Source organism: Pseudomonas sp. LBUM1645 (genome assembly GCF_059716185.1).
Genome location: NZ_CP166811.1, coordinates 3359731 through 3376403, shown reverse-complemented (window position 1 = coordinate 3376403; position 16673 = coordinate 3359731). Strand labels below are relative to the sequence as shown.

The window sequence follows — 16673 nt, the reverse complement described above, 5'->3', positions numbered from 1 at the left end:
GGCCTCTTGCGGGCGCTTTGGGCTTGTCTCGCGCGCCTTTTGGCGCTCGTTTGAGGAACTTCATCATGCTTCACGGCTACGGATCGAGCATTCTCGATGGCGCCTGGCTGACCATTAACCTGGCCCTGACCTCCATGAGCATGGCGATTGCTTTGGGGCTGATCGGCGCGGCCTTTCGGTTGTCGCCGCTCAAATGGCTGGCGATGCTGGGCGAAGGGTACACAACCCTGATTCGCGGCATTCCTGACCTGGTGTTGATCCTGCTGATTTTCTACGGCGGCCAGGATCTGGTGAACCGCATCGCCCTGGCGCTCGGTTACACCCGCTACATCGACATCAATCCCTTTATCGCCGGCGTCTGCACCATGGGCTTCATTTTTGGTGCCTATCTGTCAGAAACCTTTCGCGGCGCGTTTATGGCGATCCCTAAAGGTCAGGCCGAGGCCGGCGCGGCGTATGGCATGAGTGGCGCCCAGGTGTTCTGGCGGATTCTGGTGCCGCAGATGATTCGTTTCGCCATTCCCGGGTTCACCAACAACTGGTTGGTGCTGACCAAATCCACTGCGCTGATCTCGGTCATCGGCTTGCAGGACATGATGTTCAAAGCCAAGAACGCAGCGGACGCCACCCATGAGCCGTTCACGTTTTTCCTCGCGGTGGCGGCGCTTTATCTGATGCTGACCAGCGTGTCATTGCTGGTCCTGCGCTATCTGGAAAAACACTACTCGGTCGGCATCAAAGCCGCCGAATTGTGATTGGGAGCAACCCCATGATTCTCGACTACAACCTGATCTGGGAAAACCTGCCGCTGTATTTCAATGGCGCCTTGTTGACCCTCAAAGTCCTGCTGATTTCCCTGGCCTTCGGCCTGGTGCTGGCGATTCCGTTGGCGCTGATGCGGGTGTCCCGATCACCGCTGATCAACTTCCCTGCGTGGCTCTACACCTACGTGATTCGCGGCACGCCGATGCTGGTGCAATTGTTCCTGATCTATTACGGCCTGGCGCAGTTCGCCGCGGTACGTGAAAGCGCGCTCTGGCCGTACCTGTCCAGCGCAACCTTTTGTGCCTGCCTCGCCTTCGCGATCAATACCAGCGCCTATAGCGCGGAACTGCTGGCTGGCAGTTTGAAGTCCACGGCCCACGGCGAGATCGAAGCCGCCAAGGCCATGGGCATGTCGCGCTTTACCCTGTACCGCCGAATTCTGCTGCCGTCGGCCTTGCGCCGGGCGCTGCCGCAGTACAGCAACGAAGTGTTGATGATGCTGCAAACCACTAGCCTGGCATCGATTGTCACCCTGGTGGACATCACCGGCGCCGCGCGTACGGTCAGTGCGCGGTTCTATCTGCCGTTCGAGGCGTTCATCACTGCCGGCCTTATCTACCTGGCCCTGACCTTCATCCTGGTTCGCCTGTTCAAGCTGGCCGAGCGTCGCTGGCTGGCGTATCTGGCACCGCGCAAGCACTAAGGAGCTGTTATGGAGCACATTGAATACCTGTTGCCGTGGAGTGCTTCGGGCACTGAGCGGAAACTGTCGCTGTTTCGCTTTGGCAGCGGACCGCGCAAGGCCTACATTCAGGCGTCCCTGCACGCCGACGAGTTGCCGGGGATGCGCGTGGCGGTTGAACTCAAGCGACGTCTGCGGGTGCTGGAAGAACAAGGTCGACTGAACGGAGTGATCGAGTTAGTGCCGATAGCCAATCCGATTGGCATCGCCCAGATGTTCCAGGCCACCCATCAGGGGCGCTTCGAGTTCTCCAGCGGGAAGAATTTCAATCGGGATTTCCCGGAGCTGGCTGAAGACGTGGCGACGCTGGTGAAAGACCACCTGGGCGACAATGCCGACGTCAACACCGCACTGATCCGCCGGGCCATGGCTGATGTCCTCGTCGACATGCCACCACCGACGTCGGAACTCGATGGCTTGCGCCGCCTGTTGCTGCAACACGCCTGTGACGCCGATGTGGTGCTGGACCTGCACTGCGATTTCGAGTCGATCATGCTGCTTTACGCCATGCCGCAAAACTGGCCGCGATTGCGTTCGTTGGCCGCTCGACTCGGTGCCGGCGCCGCGCTACTGGCCGAGGGTGCGGGCGGCAGTGCCTTCGATGAGGCCTGTGCGATCCCTTGGTTGCGATTGGCCGAGCTCTTTCCTGAAGCCGATATTCCGCTGGCCTGTGTGGCCACCACCATCGAGTTGCGCGGCATGGCCGACACCGAACGCGAACAATGTGTCGATAGCGCCGAGGCCATTCTTGGCTATCTCGCCGAACAAGGCCTGATCAGCGGTGACTGGCCAGCAGCACCAACGACCTGTTGTGAAGCGACGCCATTCGCCGGTGCGCAGTACGCCTATGCGCCGCATCCGGGGGTGGTGAGTTTTCTGCAACCGCTGGGTGCCCGGGTCAGGGTTGGCGATCCGCTGTTCGAAGTGCTGGATCCGCTGACCGATCGCCACAGCATCGTGCGCGCCAGCACCGACGGCATCCTCTATGCCCGAGAACGCCTGCGCTTTGCCCAGCCCGGTTTGTGGCTGGCCAAAGTCGCCGGCACCCGCCTTATTCGCCAGGGTCGCTTGCTCAGCGACTGATTCCAGAGAATAAAAACCATGTACAAACTTGAAGTTCAGGATCTACACAAAAGCTACGGCAGCCACCACGTGCTCAAGGGTGTGTCCCTGGAGGCGAAGGCCGGTGATGTGATCAGCCTCATCGGCTCCAGCGGCTCGGGCAAAAGCACTTTCCTGCGTTGCATCAACCTGCTGGAGCAGCCCAACGCCGGCAACATCGTGCTCAATGGTGAGCCACTGAAACTGGTGACCAACAAACTCGGCGGGCTCAAGGCTGCCGAACCCAAGCAGTTGCAACGCATGCGCTCGCGGCTGTCGATGGTGTTTCAGCACTTCAACCTGTGGTCGCACATGAGCGCCCTTGAAAACGTCATGGAAGCCCCGGTGCATGTGCTGGGCATCAGCAAGAAAGAAGCCCGGGAAAAGGCCGAGCACTACCTGAACAAAGTCGGCGTTTCGCACCGCATGGACGCCTGGCCGGCCCATATGTCGGGCGGCGAGCAGCAGCGTGTGGCGATTGCCCGCGCGCTGGCCATGGAACCGGAAGTGATGTTGTTCGATGAGCCGACCTCGGCACTCGACCCCGAACTGGTCGGCGAAGTACTGAAAGTCATGCAGGACCTCGCCCTCGAAGGTCGCACCATGGTGGTCGTGACCCACGAAATGGGTTTTGCCCGTGAGGTTTCCAATCAACTGGTGTTCCTGCACAAGGGTCAGGTCGAAGAACGTGGCGACCCGCGCGAAGTGCTGGTCAACCCGCAGTCCGAACGCCTCCAGCAGTTTCTTGCCGGGAGTTTGAAATAACCCGACCGGCCTAATGCCAGTCAGTTAAGCAATTTCAGTTGCAGCGCATACTTTGTAGCAGCTGGCGAAGCCTGCGTTCGGCTGCGCAGCAGTCGTGAAATCAGGCAGTGCGGTTCTTCAGGACTACCTCGCGGTCAGGTTTTACGACTGCTGCGCAGCCGAACGCAGCCTTCGGCAGCTGCTACACGGACTGCGTTATCGCTTAACTGACTGGCATTGATCACCGCCCCTTGGCCAAGCGTTGCACACCAACGGTTGGCTTCGGATACACTCCAGCCAACCTTGTGCCACCCCTTCTCCACCCCTCAGGAAATGTTGAGCCGGATATGCCGACCCCATCGAAAAACACCACGGTCTATGCCGCACCGGTTATGCGCAAACTGGCGGAGATCGTTGGCGATTTGCAGCCGTCACTGCGCAAGGTGGCGGACTTTATTCTGCGTCACCCGCTGAGGGCCGCGACGCTGACCATCGAGGAGATGGCCCACGAAACGTCCACCTCGCCAGCTGCGGTCAACCGTTTGGCCAAGGCCCTGAACCTGGGTGGCTATACCGGCATGAAAGCCGAACTGGTCGCGACGTTGCAGCAAATGGTGTCGCCGGTCGACAAACTGCGCAACGAACTGGCGCACCGTCCTGGCGGGGCGTTTGGCCTGCATGAGCAAATCCAGAGTGCCAGCAGCAACCTCGCCACGGCGGCGACCAACAACCATGCAGACACCTTTGAAGCGTTCGTCACGCGCCTGACCACCGCGCGAAAAATCTACATCCTGGGCTTCGGCAACAGCGTCTACTTCGCCGGCCTCGCGGCCTCGACCCTGATGCCTTTCTGCGCCGATGCCACCGCCATCAGTATGGAGGGCGGCAACGAAAACGCCGCTTACCGTCTGGCCGCGATTACCGATCAGGATGTGTTGCTGGCGATCTCCCTGCCGCGCTATTCCCTCGACACCCTGCAACTCGCCCGTTTCGCCAATGAACGGGGTGCCTCGGTGCTGGCAATCACCGATTCACCCGCCTCACCGCTCACCAGCATTGCGGAACACGTGCTGTTTGCTCCCGCCGACCATCCGGTTTTGACCAGTTCCAACATCGCAGTACTCGCCTTGATCGAAGGCTTGGTGGCGGGCGTGATGGCGCGCAACAAGGAAGCCGTCAAACTGGCGACCGAGCTGACCGAAAGTGTGATGGCTTACCTGCACATGCCGGGCAACAGCAAATCGGCGAAAAAATGAGGCCGCTTTCATCGTAGTGCCCTCCAGAATAGCTCCTGCGCATAGCGGCCAAATAACATACGCTATGCGTCCTGCGCTTCGCCAATACTGATATCAAGTCACTTCGGATTGCATATGCTTGACAAAAGAGACATTCATGCCGGCTTTTTACTGCAAAAGCTGTATCAACTGCGCCCGGCTTTCATAGAAGTACGGGAGACCGATTTCTTCCGATTGGCGTTGTACGTCGTAGCTGTATATAGCGTCGACTGGCGCTCTCCGACGCTAGAGATGGCGAGTAAAGAAGTGCTGTCCAAGCGGCCTGCCGGTGATGAAGACTTCGATGCCGTAAGCTGTGTTCTTTTGTTGATGCGACTCAGCAAGTGCAAAATAAAATTAGAGCGTATTGAACAAATGCTCGTGATAGCTCTGGCAGCTGTTTTGAGGGCAGAGTTAGATTCTAAAAGTAGAACAGACCGAATCCATTTTTTTGATTTTCTATTCGATCGCATCAACACACAGGAATATAGTGTTTTACCCCGTCATTCCAAAATTATCGGTGCGCTAAGTGTCTCTTTGGCGGAAAAAGATACCGGCCTGATTGATATGTTCCCTTACAGCGGAGATGCCTTCATTGCGGAGCAATGGATGGGCGTCGGCTTGGGTTATTGCTCCCGACCATTTCCGCAATATGAGTATTGGAGTGTCGTCAATCTCAGGCTAATGCTAAGAGGAATCTACCCGCTGACGGTGTCCGAGGGTTTTCACCTGGACTACGGTGACCATCTAACACTCATCGATTGCTTGTTACCAACAGGCAGCACACAGATATCCGCGTTGATGACTCTGTCGACATTGGTCGAAACTAACCAATTGACACGACGCACACTGGTGATCGTTGGAAATGCTGAAAAAGATCCCGATAATGTTGTCGGCACCCTTAGACATTCACTCAAGCGCAAGAATTTGCTGGAAGCGGTCATAGATTTTTCAAGCTATGACATTACGGGCAATCGTGTTTTGGTCACAGCCTGGCTGCTTAATACTCAAAAGAAGTCGGAAGAAATTTTGTGCATCGACGCCAGCAAACTTAACACTCTCGCGGAAAGAGGTGACGACATCGAGCCGACCTGGTTCGCCGCAGCAATCGTTGACCTCTGGAGGCGTTCCGACATCCTGTTCCGCGCGTCCCGGTATTCACAAGTGCTAGGCAGCTCCCTTAAAGGTCTGTTCAAACAAAACTTCGATGGAGGTTATAAAGACCTGCCAGGTTTCTGCAGGGTACTTCGATCCCGTCAGGTGCTCTCCTATGCAACCATTATTGCGAAAAGGCACATACTTGGAGAGTCCACAGCGTTTTCCAGTTTGGACAACCGCCCGCTCCTCAATGCAGTGATCAACGAACGGCATTCACCGACCTGTTCTTACGTTATTGGCAATAACGGCATAGGGAAAAGTATGTTGCTCAAAGACCTCATTGGCTCTTTCGATAAACATAACACCCGTTCCATTGGCATAGCGTTCAGCCACATTGACCGCTTCCCTCGTCGACGAAAGGCAAGCTCCCTGTTTGAGTACTTGGGGGCCAGAAGTCGCGACAATAACTACTCGCAAAAAAATTCTTCTCGAAAGCTGACAGAGCTTTTGATGAAGGTCTACTCTGATCTTGTACGATTGCACGTTTTCGCCCGAGCTTTGCACCAACTCGAAGTCAATCGTGATCTGTATCTTGTAGCCCCTCGACCGCAGAATAAGTTGCATGACAACCCGCTTGATATGTCTGAGATGATTAATCTGCACACTAACGCCTACCTCAACGAGGAATTGCTTTATGAAACGAAGTACCTCGATTATGAGTTGGGGTTGTCCAGCGGCAGCGATAGTAACGAAGTCATCCGATTCAACGAATTAAGCTCTGGTGAACAGCAGGTCTTTACCTTGCTGGCCAAGATTGTCGCCTCAGCAGAACGTTCGACCGTGTTTCTGATAGACGAACCCGAAATCAGCATGCACGTTCAATGGCAGCAAGTGTTGCCGTCACTGCTATCGGAAATTGCCAAGAATTTTGCATGTTCGTTCGTCATCGCCACTCACTCACCCATCATCATCGCCAATGCCAAAGATGACATCGACCATTGTTTCCTCGCCAGAGATAAGAAACTCACGTCTATCCCGTCAGATCAGCGCCACTCTGTAGAAACCATCCTGCTAGAGGGTTTTAGAACCTACACGCCGCATAATCGCGAAATTCATGAACGCTGTGCGGCGCTGGTTTCCCAAGCGATTCGATCCAGCAATCAGACACAACGCCCGAAGACAGACATCTTTAAGCAGATGACGAAAGAGTTGAGAGTGATGGAGTCCATCATGAATAACACTGTCTGCGACAAGTCCGACATGAGATTCAAGCATGATCTTAAATTGATCGGGCAAACCCGCGCCGCCCTACGGGAGCTGTTCAAGTACAACAGCGAGGAGCAGCACGTATGAGCGTCTGCACAATACCTTCAGCAAAGGATATGTTGACGCAACTCAAGGCCTACAGGCGTCAGGCCTACAAGGTCAAAATGTACCGTTTATCGTCACTCATCTTTCTCACTCAGCTGCACAGACAGTCCCTGAGTGGTGATAAAAATACCTGGCAAACACTTTCAGATCACCGAAAAAAGGAAAAAAACGGGGTCACCGGCCCACTAATCAAAAGTGCGTTCAGAAGTTACCTTTGCACCTTGCAGAGCAATCGGTGTTGCTACTGCCGCCGTTGGCTGAATAACATAGCTCACGCAAGACCAATTGATCACATCCTGCCGAAGAGCACTTACCCGCAGTTCGCAATCCACTTCTGGAATCTGGCGTTAGCCTGTTACGACTGCAATGAGCAAAAGAAGCAAAACGATTGGGGGCAATTCCCCAGCAAGCATGTGACCTACCCGGACCCGACTGCCATTACACATTTTTTTCATCCCCGATTTCATGTGTACGACGAACACATCAGTTTTTTTAGAATCGAAACAAACCAGACTTACCTCACCACCTTCAAAGGCATTAGCCCTCAGGGGAAGCATTTGTGCAGTGAGTTGTTGTACATCATTTCCGGAAAGGAAACCTTATGCAGTAATAACCCAGCCTTGGCGGGTGCTTTATCAGATATCGAAGCTTTCCAACAGGAAAACCAGGCTGGCGAACTTCCCTTGCTCGCAGAGTTTCGTCGAGGTCTGGACACTTCCATACTCCACATGTTGAAAGACAGTGGTGCCTGCGATGTTGGCCCAAGCTAATTAGCGTCTGGATGCGCCACAGGGTTTGCGGGCAAGCGTCTGACTGGGAAGTTCGTTGAACAACGCGCGATAACTGCTGGAAAATCGCCCTAAATGCCAGAACGACCAGTGCATCGCCACTTCGGCAACGGTGGTGTCCATCGCTGTGCGACTGAGCAGTTCGCGGCGTGCGCTGTTGAGTCGGCGTAAGCGCAGCCAATGGGTCGGGGTCATCCCGGTATAAGCCTTGAACGCATGCTGCAACTGCCGCAGTGAAACCCCGGCAACCTGCGAAAGCTCAAGCAAATTCAGGGTCTCTTCCGGGGTGTCAGCCGCCCATTCACCGATGCGTTTCATCACTGCACGCTCTTCGGCGCGGCGCTGTAACCCTCCGCGATCAAGGCAAACACACGCGTTGTCGAGGATGTACAGGCAGTCTTCCAGCAACTGCTGGGTCAACGCCTCCTTGCTCGGCGGATCGAGCGTCTGCGCCAGTCGGGTCAACGTTCCGCTGAGCCAGCGGCTGAACAGCGCGTTCTGTCCCGAATTCAGTGGTGCCATGAACAGGCCTTCGAGCCTGGCCACGTTCAAACCGTGACGTTGCACAAACTCCGGGCCGAACACCACGGCGATTTCCTGGTAGTTCTCCGGGGTGATCCAGATGTTGCGGCTTTCGCCATTCAACACGTACAGCGCGTTGTCGCTTCGGTCGAAACAGAACGCCAGCGAGCCTTCGGGCGCACTGAAATTCTGCTCGACCCGCGTGTTCATCTGTTCCTCGTAAATCTCCACGCCTTGCAGGTCCAGGTAGCGCACGCGCCCGGCGAAATGCCCCGGCGACATTTGCTGGTAATGCTGCACCCAACCCGGGGTGGCGCGGATTTGCTCGGCTACATCGGCAGTGTTGAACGCTTGGACTTGCAGGGGGTTACACGTTGTCATGGGTGACCTTACGCACTCGTTTGGTGCGTTTTGGTGCTGCTGAAAGTGGATAGATGGAACGTCAAGGCTCGCCCAAGATAGTCGTCAACGCGCCACAGGGGAAGTGTGTGGTGGATGAAACCAGCCTCCCCGGCGTTAATAAAACCAATAACGAGGTCTTTATGAATGTCCCTTTCGATCAGCTGCTCACGTGGCTGAAAGATCACAAGATTACCGAAGTCGAGTGTGTGGTCAGCGACTTGACCGGCATTGCACGCGGCAAAATTGCACCCACCAACAAGTTCCTGCATGAGCGAGGCATGCGCCTGCCGGAAAGTGTGCTTTTGCAAACGGTAACCGGGGACTTTGTCGACGACGACATCTACTACGACCTGCTCGACCCGGCCGACATCGACATGGTGTGCAAGCCCGTCTCGGACGCGGTGTACGTGATTCCATGGGCCATCGAGCCCACCGCTATCGTGATTCACGACACCTTCGACAAGTTCGGCAACCCGATCGAGCTGTCACCGCGCAACGTGCTGAAAAAAGTCCTGCAACTGTACACCGACAAAGGCTGGCGGCCGATTGTCGCGCCGGAAATGGAGTTCTACCTCACCCAGCGCTGCGAAGATCCGGACTTGCCGCTCAAGGCACCGCTGGGCCGTTCAGGCCGTGCAGAAAGTGGTCGTCAGTCGTTTTCCATCGACGCCGCCAACGAATTCGATCCGCTGTTTGAAGACGTGTACGACTGGTGCGAGCTTCAAGGCCTGGACCTCGATACCTTGATCCACGAAGACGGCCCGGCGCAGATGGAAATCAACTTCCGTCATGGCGATGCACTGGATCTGGCCGACCAGATCACCGTGTTCAAACGCACCCTGCGCGAGGCGGCGCTCAAGCACAACGTCACCGCGACCTTCATGGCCAAACCGATTGGCGATGAGCCCGGCAGCGCCATGCATATCCACCAAAGCGTGGTGGACATCGCCACCGGCCAGCCGATCTTTGCCGATGCCGACGGGCAGATGAGCGAGCTGTTCCTGCATCACATCGGCGGCCTGCAAAAGTACATCCCCAAAGTGCTGCCGATGTTTGCGCCGAACGTCAATTCGTTCCGCCGCTTCCTGCCGGACACCTCGGCGCCGGTGAACGTCGAATGGGGCGAAGAAAACCGCACCGTGGGCCTGCGTGTGCCGACCTCTACGCCGGACGCGATGCGCGTGGAAAACCGTTTGCCGGGCGCCGATGCCAACCCTTATCTGGCGATCGCTGCGAGTCTGCTGTGCGGGTATCTGGGCATGGTCGAGCGCATCGAACCGAGTGCTGCGGTGCAAGGTCGTGCTTATGAACGTCGCAACCTGCGCTTGCCGATCACCATCGAAGACGCCCTGACGCAGATGGAAGAATGCGAAACCATCGGGCGTTATCTGGGCAGCAAATTCGTCCGCGGTTATGTCGCGGTCAAGCGCGCCGAGCACGAGAACTTCAAGCGCGTGATCAGCTCGTGGGAGCGAGAGTTCCTGCTGCTCAGCGTCTGAGACCTGCTCTGCCCGTGAGGGCCTCATCGTCGGAACGCCGCCCGGAGCAAGCTCGCTCCCACAGGGAAACGCATTCCAAATGTGGGAGCGAGCTTGCTCGCGATGGCGGCCGCCAGAACACCAAAGAAACGCCTGATAAATCCAAAAATTCGAAGAGGTGTCGATATGCGTCTATTGAAATCCGTGGCTCCGGTCGCCCTGGCGTTATTGTTCAGCGCCGTTGCGCAGGCTCAGCCAACGGTCAGCGTCTACAACTGGACCGATTACATCGGCGAGACCACCCTCGTCGACTTCCAGGCGAAAAGCGGGATCAAGGTGATCTACGACGTATTCGATTCCAACGAAACCCTGGAGGGAAAATTGCTCGCTGGCCGCACCGGGTATGACGTGGTGGTGCCGTCCAACCACTTCCTCGCTCGCCAGGTGAAAGCCGGCGCGTTCCTGAAGCTCGATCGTTCGCAGCTGCCCAACTTCAAGAACCTCGATCCGAAACTGTTGGCGCTGCTGGAGAAAAACGATCCGGGTAACGAACACTCAGTCCCGTACCTGTGGGGCACCAACGGCATCGGCTACAACGTCGACAAGGTCAAGCAAGTGCTGGGCATTGACCGCATCGATTCCTGGGCGGTGTTTTTCGAACCGGAGAACCTGAAAAAACTCAGCCAGTGCGGCGTGTCGATGATGGATTCGGCCGATGAAGTGTTCCCGGCCGTTCTCAATTACATGGGCATGGACCCGCGCAGCGAAAACCCTGAAGACTTCAAAAAAGCCGAAGCCAAGCTGTTGGCCATCCGCCCTTACATCACCTACTTCCACTCCTCGAAGTACGTTTCAGATTTGGCCAACGGCGACATCTGCGTAGCTTTCGGTTACTCGGGTGATGTGTTCCAGGCCGCGAACCGGGCCAAGGAAGCCAAGAATGGCGTGAACATCGCCTATGCGATCCCCAAGGAAGGCAGTAACTTGTGGTTTGACCTGTTGGCGGTTCCTGCAGACGCCAGCAACCAGAAAGAAGCGCACGCCTTCATCAACTACTTGCTCGATCCGCAAGTGATTGCCAAGGTCAGCGCGTCGGTCGGTTACGCCAACCCTAACCCGGCGTCCAAGCAAGACATGGACCCTGAGCTGGTCAACAATCCTGAGGTTTATCCGCCCCAGGCAGTCCTCGACAAGCTCTACATTTCGACCACCCCGCCCCAGCCGATCATGCGTTTGATGACCCGTTCCTGGAGCAAAGTGAAGTCCAACCAATGAACCAGTACAGCAACGAACATGCTCGTTCCTATTACGCGGCGTCGGCCAATGGAATGGCGCCCTACCCTACACTGGCCGCGGACCTTGAAGCCGATGTCTGCGTGATCGGCGGTGGCTTTACCGGCGTTAACACGGCGATTGAACTGGCGCAGCGCGGAGTCTCGGTGATTCTGCTGGAGGGCCGACGGATCGGCTGGGGCGCCAGCGGACGTAACGGCGGGCAACTGATCCGCGGTATCGGCCATGACGTCAGCGGTTTTGCCCGTCATGTCGGTGAAGAAGGCGTGCGCTACCTTGAGCGTGCGGGTGTCGACTCGGTCGCTCTTGTGGGCAACCGCATTCGCGAACACGGGATTGATTGCGACCTGCGCTGGGGGTTCTGTGAACTCGCCAATACTAAAGCGCAGTTCGCGGCATTCAAGGCTGAGCAGCAAGGCCTTGCCGAATCGGGCTACGCCCACGAAACCCGACTCGTCGGGCCGGAGCAGGTCCGTCAGCAGGTGGTGAACTCAGGCGTGTATGCCGGTGGTCTCGTCGATATGGGCTCGGGTCACTTGCACCCGCTCAATCTAGTGCTCGGCGAAGCGCGGCTAGCCGAATCTCTTGGGGTACGGATCTTCGAGCAAAGCCCGGTGCTAGAGTTGATCCATGGCAGCACTGTGCAGGTTCGCTGTGCCGGTGGCACGGTGCGCGCAGGCAGTCTGGTGCTGGCGTGCAACGCTCACCTGGAAGAGCTCGAACCGAAACTGAGTGGCAAGGTCCTCCCGGCGGGCAGCTACATTATCGCCACCGAGCCGTTGACGCCCGAACAGGCTGCGCAATTGATCCCGCATAACCTGGCGCTCTGCGACCAGAAAGTCGGCCTGGATTACTACCGGCTCTCGGCGGACCGACGCTTGCTGTTCGGCGGCGCCTGCCATTATTCCGGGCGCGATCCGGCGGATATCGAAGCTTACATGCGCCCGCACATGCTCAAGGTTTTCCCGCAATTGGCCAACGTGCGCATCGACTATCAATGGGGCGGCAAGATTGGCATCTCGGCCAATCGCTTCCCACAGGTCGGGCGCTTGAGCCAGCATCCGAACGTGTTTTACGCCCAGGGTTACTCCGGTCATGGCCTGAACGTGACCCACTGGTGCGCAAAGCTGTTGGGCGAAGCGATCCACGTCGGACACAGCCAGGGCTTTGACGTGTTCAGCGCCGTGCCGCACATGACCTTTCCCGGTGGGCCTATGCTGCGTTCTCCACTGCTGGCCCTCGGTATGTTCTGGTATCGCCTGCGCGAACTGCTGGGGTGACACCCCCTCGGTTAAACGCCATTCCACTGTAGGAGCTGCCGAAGGCTGCGATCTTTTGATTTGGATCTTGAAGATCTAAAGATCGCAGCCTTCGGCAGCTCCTACAGGGGAGAAATCGCCCATCCGCATCCCATTGAACAGCCTTTTAATTTGCTCAATCGCTAGGCGCTTCTATATTGAGGGAGTGCTCTGACTTCCCTGCGTCCTGGCGAGTGCAGCCTATGGCTACGACTGACCCACTGATCATCTGCGAGCACTGCGACTGCGTGTATGAAAAAGTCACGCTCGCCAAACATCAGAAAACCCTCTGTACGCGCTGCGGCGGCGTGCTTCAGCGCTATAACGGCCTGACGGTGGAACAACGTCTGGCGTTGACCTTCACCGCGTTGATGCTGTGGATTTTCGCCAATTTCTATCCCGTCATGAGCATCAGCCTCAAAGGCCTTAAAAACAGCGCAACACTCTGGGATTCGGTGCTGGCCCTGAGTCTGGGGCCGATCACTTTCATCGCCATGGTGGCGGCGATCTCGATGATCATCGCGCCGATTTTCCAGCTGGTGCTGCTTATCTGGGTCCTGAGCTTCGCCCTCGCCCACCAGCGCTCGCCCGGCTTCAAGTTCTGCATGCGCTGGCTGGAAACCCTCAGGCCCTGGAGCATGCTGGAGGTTTGTCTGCTGGGGGCGATGGTCGCGGTCATCAAACTCGCCGGATTGCTGGATGTGCTGCCCGGCATCGGCCTTTTCGCCCTGGCCATTCTCAGTCTGATGATGATCCGCATTGCCGGGCGCGACATCCGTGAACTATGGGACATCTTATGAACAGGCCCCCGGTGGCGAGTGAACTCAACCTGTGCCTGTGTCATAGCTGCGGCCTGGCCTGTGACATGACCGATGAACCTCACGAATGCACACGGTGCGGTGCGCCACTGCATCGGCGCAAAACCAACGCCCTGACCCGGACCTGGGCCTATCTACTGACATCGCTGGTGTTTTATATCCCGGCTAATCTGCTGCCAGTGATGAACACCAAAATGGTCGGCAACGGCGCCGATAGCACGATCATGAGCGGTGTACTGGATTTCTGGAAGCACGGCGCCTGGGATATTGCCCTGATTATTTTCATCGCCAGCATCGCGGTGCCGGGCATTAAGTTCGTCGCCCTGACGCTGTTACTGGTGACCGTTCAGCGCGACAGCCAATGGGCGAGTAAGCAGCGGTCAACGCTGTACCGTTTCGTCGAGCTCATCGGTTACTGGTCGATGCTCGATGTGATCGTGGTCGCCCTGGTGGCCTCACTGGTGAAGTTTCAAGCCCTGGCCGATATCGAACCGCGCCCGGGCATTCTGTTCTTCGGTCTGGTGGTGGTGTTCACCATGCTGTCGGCAATGAGTTTCGACCCACGCCTGATCTGGGATAAAGAAGAGCGGGACAACCCAAACGAGGAGGTCATGGATGAAGTCGCAAGCCACTAATGGGCCGCAAGCCCCCGGGCAGGCCCCAGTCAAGACCCGCCGCTTCAGCGTTTCGCTGGTGTGGATCGTCCCGATCGTCGCGGTGCTGGTGGGGATTTCCCTGGTCGTGCACACCATGATGCAGGAAGGTCCGACCATTACCGTCACGTTCAAGACCGGTAGCGGCCTGACGGCCAACAAGACCGAGGTCAAATACCGCAACGTGGTGATCGGGCATGTCTCGGAGGTGGAACTGAGCAATGACCAGAAAAGCGTCAACGCCACGATCAAACTAGACAAGCAGGCGGAAAGTTTCACCCGCGAAGACTCGCAATTCTGGGTCGTGCGTCCGCGTATTGGCGCCGGCGGGGTGTCGGGGATCGATACCCTGCTGTCTGGGGATTACATTGGCGCCGACATCGGCCAGGCCAATGCTCGCTCCAAGAACTTTACCGGCCTGGAAAACCCGCCGCCGATTACCTATGGCGAGCCGGGCAAGCGCTTCACCCTGCGCACCCAGGATCTCGGTTCACTGGACATTGGCTCGCCGGTTTACTACCGCAAGATTCCGGTGGGGCAAGTGGTGGCCTATGCCCTGGACGCCGACGGCAAAGGGGTGAACATCGAAGTGTTCATCCACGCGCCCAACGATGCCTACGTCACTGAAAACACCCGGTTCTGGAACGCCAGCGGGATCGACCTGAACGTCGGCGCCAATGGCTTTTCGGTGAAAACCGAATCGCTGTCATCGATCCTGGTGGGCGGTATCGCATTCCGTGCTCCGGAATACAGCCCTAACGATCAACTGGCCGCCGAGGACAAAGCCTTCGACCTGTTCGAAGATCAGCTAACCGCCCTCGCCCCGCCCAGCGGCAAGGGGCAATTCTTGAGTTTGCGTTTCGATCAGGCCTTGCGCGGGCTGAGGGTTGGCGCGCCGGTGGAATTCCTTGGCATCGAGTTCGGCAGAGTCGTGTCGGTCAATCTGGATTTCGACGCGAAAAAGCGCAGTTTTCCGGTCAATGTCGGCATCGTGATCTACCCGCAACGCCTCGGCCAGGCCCACACCAAAATGCTCGAGGTCTTGAAGCATGACCCCAACGACGAAGCCGCTGGCATACGTCTGATGGGCACCTTCATCGACAACGGTCTGCGGGCCCAGGCACGGAGCGGCAACCTGTTGACCGGCCAGCTCTACATTTCGCTCGACTTCTACCCCAAAGCGGAAAAAGTCGTATTCGATCCGACCGCCCGTCCAGTCTCTATCCCAACCGTTCCTGGCAGCCTCGAGCAGTTGCAAGAAAAACTGGAGGGCATGGTCAACAAGATCAACCAGCTGCCAATCGAGCGCATTGCCGGCAACCTGGACAGCAACCTCGTCGAACTGCGTAAAGGTCTGGCGCAATTCAACGCCAAGACCCTCCCCGGCGTGCAGACCACCCTGGCGGATGTCAGCAAGACCCTGCAATCGGCCAGTTCGACCTTGGCCGAAGACTCGCCGCAACGCGAACAATTAGGTCAGACCCTCGACGAACTCGGGCGCATGTCGCGCTCCTTGCGTGAACTCTCGGATTACCTGGGACGGCATCCGGAATCGCTGATTCGCGGTCGTCCCGACAATGCTGCGCCGATGGACCTGCAGGGGCCGCCGCGCAAATGACCACAGGAGCATCACTCATGGTTTATCCGCTGAAGATCAGCTTGGTCACTGCATTGTTGCTACTCGCCGCTTGCCGCAGTGATCCGATTCAATTCCACACCCTGATTCCGGCTCAACCGGGACTTGCTGCGCGAAACAGCGGTGCGGAAATCCAGATTGAGGGCATCAGCGTGCCGCCCCAGGTCGATCGTCCGCAGATCGTCATCCGCCAGGGCAACAGTGGCATGGCGATCCTCGAAACCGAGTGGTGGGGCGCGAGCCTGTCGGATGAGTTGCGCAGCGCGCTGGTCGATCAAATGGTCAACGCCAATCCCCGGCGCAACGTGTCGGTGCGGGTGGACGTGCAGCGCTTCGACTCGGTTCCAGGGCAATATGCGTTGATCGACGTCAAGTGGCGCCTGCGCAATCTGGGCGAAGGTGATGCGGGGCTGCTCACCTGCCGCAACACTTTGCAGACGCCTTCAGGGCCGTCCATCGATGAACTGGTGGCGGCTCAACAAAACAACGTTAAACGCCTGGCCGCGCTTATCAGCCAGGCCGCTGTCGGCACACAAAAAGGGTGTCCATCGGCTTAATCAAGCCATAACGCGATCCGTAGCAGCTGGCGAAGCCTGCGTTCGGCTGCGAAGCAGTCGTGAAATCAGGCAACGCGGTGTATCAGTAAAACCACGTACTCAGGGTTTACGACTGCTTCGCAGCCGAACGCAG

15 protein-coding genes are annotated in these 16673 nt (G+C 57.3%); 14 read left to right on the top strand and 1 reads right to left on the bottom strand.

Features of this window, described 5'->3' with window-relative positions:
* The first annotated feature begins 65 nt into the window (after window positions 1-65).
* The 7 genes from ACA079_RS15165 (at window position 66) to ACA079_RS15135 (ending at window position 7865) form a co-directional block, all read left to right on the top strand.
* Window positions 66-755 carry an ABC transporter permease gene (locus ACA079_RS15165; RefSeq protein WP_497704158.1) on the top strand — a complete coding sequence of 230 codons (690 nt, stop codon included), beginning with the start codon at window positions 66-68 and terminating at the stop codon, window positions 753-755.
* Between the two features lie 14 nt (window positions 756-769).
* Entirely contained in the window at window positions 770-1468 is a 699-nt protein-coding gene (locus ACA079_RS15160) for an ABC transporter permease (protein WP_046047036.1), read from the top strand.
* Window positions 1469-1477: 9 nt separating this feature from the next.
* Window positions 1478-2590, top strand: coding sequence for a succinylglutamate desuccinylase/aspartoacylase family protein (locus tag ACA079_RS15155; RefSeq protein ID WP_497704157.1), 1113 nt, complete (start codon window positions 1478-1480; stop codon window positions 2588-2590).
* 18 nt (window positions 2591-2608) lie between these two features.
* Complete coding sequence (locus ACA079_RS15150) at window positions 2609-3373, top strand: ABC transporter ATP-binding protein (RefSeq protein ID WP_497704156.1); 765 nt, start codon at window positions 2609-2611, stop codon at window positions 3371-3373.
* Window positions 3374-3699: 326 nt separating this feature from the next.
* The gene (locus tag ACA079_RS15145) at window positions 3700-4608 is read left to right on the top strand and encodes a MurR/RpiR family transcriptional regulator (RefSeq protein ID WP_497704155.1); all 909 of its coding nucleotides are present in this window, start codon (window positions 3700-3702) and stop codon (window positions 4606-4608) included.
* Between the two features lie 114 nt (window positions 4609-4722).
* Window positions 4723-7077 (top strand): AAA family ATPase, encoded by a 2355-nt coding sequence (locus ACA079_RS15140; protein WP_497704154.1) that lies wholly within the window; start codon window positions 4723-4725, stop codon window positions 7075-7077.
* Window positions 7074-7865, top strand: a complete 792-nt coding sequence (locus ACA079_RS15135) for an HNH endonuclease (protein ID WP_497704153.1) — start codon at window positions 7074-7076, stop codon at window positions 7863-7865. Before ACA079_RS15140 ends, ACA079_RS15135 begins: the two co-directional genes overlap by 4 nt.
* Here the strand turns inward: ACA079_RS15135 and ACA079_RS15130 are convergent, their stop codons facing one another.
* Window positions 7866-8786 (bottom strand): helix-turn-helix domain-containing protein, encoded by a 921-nt coding sequence (locus tag ACA079_RS15130; RefSeq protein ID WP_497704152.1) that lies wholly within the window; start codon window positions 8784-8786, stop codon window positions 7866-7868. It lies immediately after the preceding gene.
* Between the two features lie 161 nt (window positions 8787-8947).
* On the opposite strand from ACA079_RS15130, the gene ACA079_RS15125 reads away from it, so the two are divergent.
* The 7 genes from ACA079_RS15125 to ACA079_RS15095 all read left to right on the top strand — a co-directional run bounded on the left by ACA079_RS15125 (window position 8948) and on the right by ACA079_RS15095 (window position 16540).
* Entirely contained in the window at window positions 8948-10306 is a 1359-nt protein-coding gene (locus ACA079_RS15125) for a glutamine synthetase family protein (RefSeq protein ID WP_282378368.1), read from the top strand.
* A gap of 165 nt (window positions 10307-10471) precedes the next feature.
* Window positions 10472-11560, top strand: a complete 1089-nt coding sequence (locus ACA079_RS15120) for a polyamine ABC transporter substrate-binding protein (RefSeq protein ID WP_497704151.1) — start codon at window positions 10472-10474, stop codon at window positions 11558-11560.
* Window positions 11557-12858, top strand: a complete 1302-nt coding sequence (locus tag ACA079_RS15115) for an NAD(P)/FAD-dependent oxidoreductase (protein WP_497704150.1) — start codon at window positions 11557-11559, stop codon at window positions 12856-12858. Before ACA079_RS15120 ends, ACA079_RS15115 begins: the two co-directional genes overlap by 4 nt.
* A 221-nt stretch (window positions 12859-13079) precedes the next feature.
* The gene (locus tag ACA079_RS15110) at window positions 13080-13676 is read left to right on the top strand and encodes a paraquat-inducible protein A (protein WP_497704149.1); all 597 of its coding nucleotides are present in this window, start codon (window positions 13080-13082) and stop codon (window positions 13674-13676) included.
* Window positions 13673-14329, top strand: coding sequence for a paraquat-inducible protein A (locus ACA079_RS15105; RefSeq protein WP_497704148.1), 657 nt, complete (start codon window positions 13673-13675; stop codon window positions 14327-14329). The genes ACA079_RS15110 and ACA079_RS15105 overlap by 4 nt, the downstream gene beginning before the upstream one ends.
* On the top strand, window positions 14310-15965 hold the full coding sequence (locus tag ACA079_RS15100) for a PqiB family protein (protein ID WP_497704147.1): 1656 nt from the start codon (window positions 14310-14312) through the stop codon (window positions 15963-15965). The genes ACA079_RS15105 and ACA079_RS15100 overlap by 20 nt, the downstream gene beginning before the upstream one ends.
* Window positions 15966-15982: 17 nt before the next feature.
* Window positions 15983-16540 carry a PqiC family protein gene (locus tag ACA079_RS15095; protein WP_497704146.1) on the top strand — a complete coding sequence of 186 codons (558 nt, stop codon included), beginning with the start codon at window positions 15983-15985 and terminating at the stop codon, window positions 16538-16540.
* The last annotated feature ends 133 nt before the right edge of the window (window positions 16541-16673 follow it).